Here is a 4,643-nt window from a genome sequence, read left to right on the forward strand (position 1 = left end):
GTCCCAATCACGGAAGTCGCCATGTCCTTTCAGAAACTCGACGACCTCGGTCACAAGCTCGAAGCGCTCGAGCATGCGCTGGCCATCCTCGGTGCCGATGAGGCCACGCACATGGCCGTCGGCGGCGGCGAGAAGCGTGCCGAGGCGATGTCGGCACTGGCCGGCATGTATCACACCAGGGCAACGGCGCCCGAGATAGCAGACTGGATCGCCGCGGCCGAACAGGAAGCGCTGGGGGAGGAGCAGCGCGCCGCCGTCTCGGAACTGCGGCGGCAATACACCAACCTGACCTGCCTGCCGGTCGAATTCGTCGAACGCCAGACGACCGCGCGCATGCGTTGCGAGCAGCTGTGGCGCGGCCTGCGCGCCAAGAACGACTGGGCAGGCTTCCAGCCGGCGCTGGAAGGCGTCGTGGCGCTGGTGCGCGAGGAGGCGGCGCTGCGTGCCGATGTGCTCGGCCTGGCCCCCTATGACGCGCTGATGGAGCAGTACGACCCCGGCAACCGCACCGCCGACATCACGCCTGTGTTCAGCGACCTGAAGGCTTTTCTGAAAAGTTTCGTGCCGGAGGCGCTGGCGATCCAGGACGCACGGCAGCGCAAGCGCCCGCTGAAGCCGCTTTCGGGCACCTATGCGATCGATCGGCAGCGCGAGCTCGGCCTTGCCATGATGACGGCAGTCGGCTTCGACCTGACGCATGGGTCGCTGTCGGTGTCGCACCACCCTTTCTGCGGCGGCGTGCCGAGCGACGTGCGTATCACCACCCGCTACAAGACGTCCGACTTCCTGTCGGCGCTGATGGGCGTGCTGCACGAGACCGGCCATGCGCTCTACGAACAGAACCTGCCCAAGGCATGGTCGCACTGGCCGCTCGGCAAAGCGCGCGGCATGGCCGTGCATGAAAGCCAGAGCCTGTTCGTCGAGAAGCAGCTAGGCCGCAACCCGGCCTTCTGGCGCTGGGCGCTGCCAGTGGTTGAAAAGCATCTCGGCGAAGCCTGGTCGCTCGACGACATCCTGCCGCACGTGCATCGCGTCGGACGCGGCCTGATCCGGGTCGATGCCGACGAGGTGACCTATCCCCTGCATGTCATCCTGCGCTACGAACTGGAACAGGAACTCGTCTCGGGCCGGCTGGAGGTGGCCGATCTGCCCGAAGCCTGGGACGCCAAGATGCGCGACTACCTCGGCCTTTCCACCATCGACAACCCAGCCGACGGGCCAATGCAGGACGTGCATTGGCCCGGGGCAGCTTTCGGCTACTTCCCCTCCTACACGCTGGGCGCGATGATGGCAGCACAGCAATGGGCGGCGCTGACGCGGGAGCATCCTGCCGCCGACGAGGATCTCGCCAAAGGCAATTTCGAGGCGATCAACGACTGGCGCCGCCAAAAAATCTGGTCACAGGGGTCACGCTGGTCGACGCCGGACCTGCTCGAACGCGCCACAGGCGAAAAGCTCAACGCCACCTATTTCGTGAACCATCTGAAACAGCGCTATGGAGCCGCATAGCGGCTGTCGCCACAGCGCCAGATCTGCCTATTCCGCCGCGCCCCTGAAAGCACTGGCGCCGGTTTCGAACTGCAGCTTGGCCAGCCGTGCATAGATGCCGCCCTTGGCGACAAGGCTTTGATGCGTGCCTTCCTCGACGATCGAGCCCCCATCCATGACCAGGATCCTGTCGGCCTTCAGCACCGTTGCCAGGCGGTGGGCGATGACGATCGTGGTGCGGCCCTGCATCAGCCGTTCCAATGCCGTCTGCACCAGCGTTTCGCTTTCGGCGTCGAGTGCCGAGGTGGCCTCGTCGAGCAACAGGATCGGCGCGTCGCGCAAGATGGCACGGGCGATCGCAACCCGCTGGCGCTGACCGCCTGACAGCGTCACGCCGCGCTCGCCGACTTGGCTGTCATAGCCTTTTTCCAGCTTGAGGATGAATTCATCGGCAAGTGCATCCTTCGCCGCCGTCTCGATTTCGGTCTTGCTGGCTCCCGGCCGGCCGAAACCGATATTGTCACGCGCGCTTGCCGCGAAAATGGTGACGTCCTGCGGCACGATGGCGATGCGCTGGCGGACCGAAACGGGATCGGCCTCGCGCACATCGACGCCGTCGATCAGGATCTTGCCTGTTTCGGGATCGTAAAAACGCAGGATCAGCGAAAACACCGTGCTCTTGCCGGCCCCTGACGGCCCGACGATCGCCACCGTCTCGCCCGGCATGACCTGAAAGCTTAAGCCGTGCACGGCGGCGCGGTCGGGCCTTGCCGGGTAGGAGAAGGAGATATTGTCGAAGACGATCGCGCCCTTGGCGACGGCCGGCAGCGGCTTCGGATCGGCGGGAGCCTGGATCGCCGGCTTCTCGGCCAGGATCTCGGTCAGCCGTTCGGCAGCACCCGCCGCTTGCGCAAGTTCGCCCCACACTTCCGACAGCGCGCCCAGCGCGCCGGCGGCGAACACCGAATAGAGCAGGAACTGGCCGAGCGTGCCTGGCGATATCGAGCCTTCGAGCACGTCGCGCGAGCCGAACCACAGCACCGCCACGACGGACGAGAAGATGGTGAAAATGGCGAAGAAGGTTAAGAAGGAGCGCGCGAAGATCGAGGAGCGTGCCGCCTCGAAAGCAGCTTCCACCGCAGCCGAGAAATGCCCGGTGACCAGCTTCTCATTGGTGAAGGCCTGCAGCGTGCGCACCGCGCCGATCTGCTCGCTGGCATAGGCGGTGGCATCGGCCAGCGTATCCTGCGCCTGACGTGATTTGCGCCGCACCGAACGGCCGAAGGCGACCAGCGGCAGCACGATCACGGGTATTGCCGCGATGACCAGGCCGGACAGTTTCGGGCTGGTGATGACCATCATCCCCACCGCGCCAAGGCCGAGGATGACATTGCGCAGCGCCACCGAGGCCGTCGCTCCGACCGCCGACTTGACCTGCGTCGTGTCGGCGGCAAGCCGCGACACGATCTCGCCCGACTGGGCGGTGTCGAAGAAGGCAGGCGACAGCGTCGTCACATGGGCAAACACATCGCGCCTGATATCGGCGACGACGCGCTCGCCCAGCGTGATGACGAAATAGTAGCGGCCGGCCGATGCTGCCGCCAGCAGGGCGGCCATAGCCACCAGCGCTGCGAAATATTCGGCAATGAAGGTCGTGCTGGACGACGAGAAGCCATGATCGATCATGCGACGCACCGCCAGCGGCAGCGCCAACGTGGTTGCCGCCGCGATAACCAGCGAGATAATGGCGCCGACGACCAGCGTGCGGTAGTGCGTGATGTAGGGGAACAGGCGCCTGAGCGGCTTGAGCGAACGCCGGCGCTCGTCTGCGCTGGTGATTTGCGCCATCCCGATGTTTCCTCCAGCCGTCCTTGGGGTCTGCGCCTCAATATGCGCTTGCCGCGGCCTTGTGATTCAATTCCGGCTGATGTATAGGCTCGCCGACCGTTTTAGAAGCCGTGGCTCCTCAATAGCTGCGGCTTCGAGTTTTAAAAAGGGGCGCATCGACGCAGGCTTATGCCCGTCGCCAGCGCCGGCAAGCCAGGAACCGAACCATGAAGACCGACATCCATCCCGATTACCACACCATCAAGGTCGTCATGACCGATGGCACCGAATACACGACCCGTTCGACCTGGGGCAAGGAAGGCGATACGATGAACCTCGATATCGACCCGACCACCCACCCGGCTTGGACCGGCGGCCAGCAGACCCTGCTCGACCGCGGCGGCCGCCTGTCGAAGTTCAAGAAGCGTTTCGAAGGTTTCGGCATCTAATTGCATGTCGCCCAAAAGTGCGAAGCGGTTTTGGGATAACGACTTGCATCAAGTAAGAACTTAAGCCAAACGAGCTTTCACAGATCGAAAACCCGCCCTGTGGCGGGGTTTTTGTTGCGGCGCGGTCCTACTCGGCCAGCAATTCCCTTAACGCCATGCGCTTGTAGGCGGCGACCAGCCTGTCGCCCTCCTGCCGCTCAACCGAGATCGCCAGCCGCATGGCGGCCTCGCCCATCTGCCAGACCAGAAACGCCGTGGTTTCCAGTGTCGCCGGATCGGCTGCCGGCCGCAGCCGTTTCAGCACCGCGCTGAGGAATTCGGCGTTGGCACGGCTGTCGGCGAGTTCGAGCTGGCGCAGCGCCTTGTCAGCCTGCGTGCCCGACCAGATGTCGCGGATCACCGGCTCGGCCAGGAACAGCCGGTAATAGATGTCGACCAACTCTGAAAACGCGGACTGCAGGCCTTCGGCGTCGCTGATGCCAGCCAGTGCTGCCGAAATGCAGGACTGGCTTTCGGCGGTGTAGCGCTCGGCCAGCGCCCAGATGATCGCCCGCTTGTCCGGAAAGAACTGGTAGAGCGACCCGATCGACACCCCAGCGCGCTCCGCCACCTCACCCATGCGCATGGCATCGCTGCCTTGCTCGGCGATCAGCGCCGAGGCAGCCGCCAGCATGCGCTCGACCCGCTCGCGGCTGCGCTGCTGGCTCGGCGCCCGACGCGGTGAAGCAGCCTGCTTCTGTGCGGAAACGGGGGTTGCCGCGTCTTCCATACCTGACTCCAAATGCCGCCAAAATCACTTGACTCGAAAAATACGAGGGTTTATCACGTTTTGCAAATGTGAGGATTAATCACGTTTATGCGGAGGAAAGCACAATGGGC

The 4,643-nt window shown here is 64.2% G+C and carries 4 protein-coding genes; 2 read left to right on the forward strand and 2 right to left on the reverse strand.

Annotated features, from left to right (window positions below; genetic code table 11):
• Window positions 1-21 precede the first annotated feature (21 nt).
• A complete protein-coding gene (locus EN879_RS24935) occupies window positions 22-1,509 on the forward strand; it encodes a carboxypeptidase M32 (RefSeq protein WP_013529120.1) in 1,488 nt (495 codons plus the stop codon).
• A 27-nt stretch (window positions 1,510-1,536) separates the two neighbouring features.
• On the opposite strand, the gene EN879_RS24940 is transcribed toward EN879_RS24935, so the two are convergent.
• Window positions 1,537-3,336, reverse strand: a complete 1,800-nt coding sequence (locus EN879_RS24940) for an ABC transporter transmembrane domain-containing protein (RefSeq protein WP_027162537.1) — start codon at window positions 3,334-3,336, stop codon at window positions 1,537-1,539.
• Window positions 3,337-3,542: 206 nt separating this feature from the next.
• Between EN879_RS24940 and rpmE the strand changes: the two genes are divergently transcribed.
• Entirely contained in the window at window positions 3,543-3,764 is a 222-nt protein-coding gene (rpmE, locus tag EN879_RS24945; RefSeq protein ID WP_013529118.1) for a 50S ribosomal protein L31, read from the forward strand.
• Between the two features lie 127 nt (window positions 3,765-3,891).
• On the opposite strand, the gene EN879_RS24950 is transcribed toward rpmE, so the two are convergent.
• Window positions 3,892-4,533 carry a TetR/AcrR family transcriptional regulator gene (locus EN879_RS24950; protein WP_024502910.1) on the reverse strand — a complete coding sequence of 214 codons (642 nt, stop codon included), beginning with the start codon at window positions 4,531-4,533 and terminating at the stop codon, window positions 3,892-3,894.
• Window positions 4,534-4,643: the final 110 nt, after the last annotated feature.

Origin of the sequence: Mesorhizobium sp. M7A.F.Ca.AU.002.02.1.1, assembly GCF_003998535.1 — a bacterium.
In the GTDB taxonomy this organism is placed as follows: domain Bacteria; phylum Pseudomonadota; class Alphaproteobacteria; order Rhizobiales; family Rhizobiaceae; genus Mesorhizobium; species Mesorhizobium ciceri.

Bases quoted from the DNA above. Each gene is read 5' to 3' on its own strand.
- EN879_RS24935 (WP_013529120.1), top strand. From the start codon at position 22: ATGTCCTTTCAGAAACTCGACGACCTCGGTCACAAGCTCGAAGCGCTC.
- EN879_RS24940 (WP_027162537.1), bottom strand. From the start codon at position 3,336: ATGGCGCAAATCACCAGCGCAGACGAGCGCCGGCGTTCGCTCAAGCCG.
- rpmE (WP_013529118.1), top strand. From the start codon at position 3,543: ATGAAGACCGACATCCATCCCGATTACCACACCATCAAGGTCGTCATG.
- EN879_RS24950 (WP_024502910.1), bottom strand. From the start codon at position 4,533: ATGGAAGACGCGGCAACCCCCGTTTCCGCACAGAAGCAGGCTGCTTCA.